The sequence below is a fragment of the Streptomyces guryensis genome (genome assembly GCF_021261325.1).
Taxonomy (GTDB): Bacteria; Actinomycetota; Actinomycetes; order Streptomycetales; family Streptomycetaceae; genus Streptomyces; species Streptomyces guryensis.
This window is the reverse complement of the sequence record NZ_JAJSBI010000072.1, coordinates 1-1,479: the sequence shown is the minus strand read 5'-3', so window position 1 is coordinate 1,479 and position 1,479 is coordinate 1. Positions and strand designations below refer to the sequence as shown.

1 protein-coding gene is annotated in these 1,479 nt (G+C 68.3%); it reads left to right on the top strand.

Translation table 11 applies throughout. The annotated features are described in order from the left end of the window. Window positions 1–260 precede the first annotated feature (260 nt). The gene (locus LJ657_RS47990; RefSeq protein ID WP_372488085.1) at window positions 261–1,463 is read left to right on the top strand and encodes an IS110 family RNA-guided transposase; all 1,203 of its coding nucleotides are present in this window, start codon (window positions 261–263) and stop codon (window positions 1,461–1,463) included. The last annotated feature ends 16 nt before the right edge of the window (window positions 1,464–1,479 follow it).

The window sequence follows — 1,479 nt, the reverse complement described above, 5'->3', positions numbered from 1 at the left end:
CGTTATGTTTTCTGCGGTCCTGCAATGGGACCGCTGGCCTCCGGGCCCGGCATGGCTGTTCCCCCCTGTCGAAGGGATGACCTGGGGGGTGGTGCCACCGGGCCCGAGAGGCGCCGTTGGAGACGCTGATCAGAGGTCCGACTACCGCCTGGCCTGGTGCAACGCCGGACCGCTCGCGGGCGGCAGGTCTGCATAACGTGGATGCGCGCACGACGCCAACGCCCAGGCCAGCACGCATGACATCCGTTCGGGAGGACGGCTTGAACGACAGCGACGAGATAGGCGTCTTCCTCGGTCTGGACGTCGGCAAGAGCGCCCATCACGGGCACGGGCTGACTCCGGCGGGCAAGAAGGTCTTCGACAAGCAACTACCCAACACCGAACCGAAGTTGCGGGACGTCTTCGAGAAGCTGAAGGCCAAGTTCGGCACCGTCCTCGTCGTGGTGGACCAGCCCGCTTCCATCGGCGCCCTCCCGCTCACGGTCGCCCGGAACACCGGCTGCAAGGTCGCCTACCTGCCCGGCCTGTCCATGCGGCGGATCGCCGACCTCTACCCCGGCGAGGCGAAAACCGACGCGAAAGACGCCGCGGTGATCGCGGACGCGGCCCGCACCATGCCGCACACCCTGCGCTCGCTGGAACTCACCGACGAGATCACCGCCCAGCTGACCGTGCTCGTCGGCTTCGACCAGGACCTCGCCGCCGAGGCCACCCGCACCAGCAACCGGATCCGCGGCCTGCTCACCCAGTTCCACCCCAGCCTCGAGCGGGTCCTCGGCCCGCGCCTGGACCACCAGGCCGTGACCTGGCTGCTGGAACGCTACGGATCCCCGGCCGCACTGCGCAAAGCCGGACGTCGCAGGCTCGTCGAAGTGATCCGGCCCAAAGCCCCCAGGATGGCGAAGCGGCTGATCGACGAGGTCTTCGACGCGCTCGACGAACAGACCGTCGTCGTTCCCGGCACCGGCACCCTCGACATCGTCATCCCCTCCCTGGCCCGCTCGCTCGGCGCCGTCCACGAACAACGACGAGCCGCGGAAGCCCAGATCAGCGCCCTGCTGGAGCAACACCCTCTTTCGAAGGTCCTGACCTCGATCCCGGGAGTCGCGGTCAGGACCGCCGCCACGCTGCTGGTCACCGTCGGCGACGGCACCAGCTTCCCCACCGCCGCTCACCTCGCCTCCTACGCCGGCCTCGCCCCGACCACGAAGTCGTCGGGGACCTCGATCCACGGCGAACACGCACCACGAGGCGGCAACCGCCAGCTCAAACGCGCGATGTTCCTGTCCGCGTTCGCCGCCCTGCACGATCCGGCCTCCCGCACCTACTACGACAAGTGCCGAGCCCGCGGGAAGACCCACACCCAAGCACTTCTCCGCCTGGCCCGACAACGGATCAACGTGCTGTTCGCCATGCTCCGCGACGGCACCTTCTACGAACCCAGAACCCCACGCCTCGCTTGACGAAAGACATAGAGGC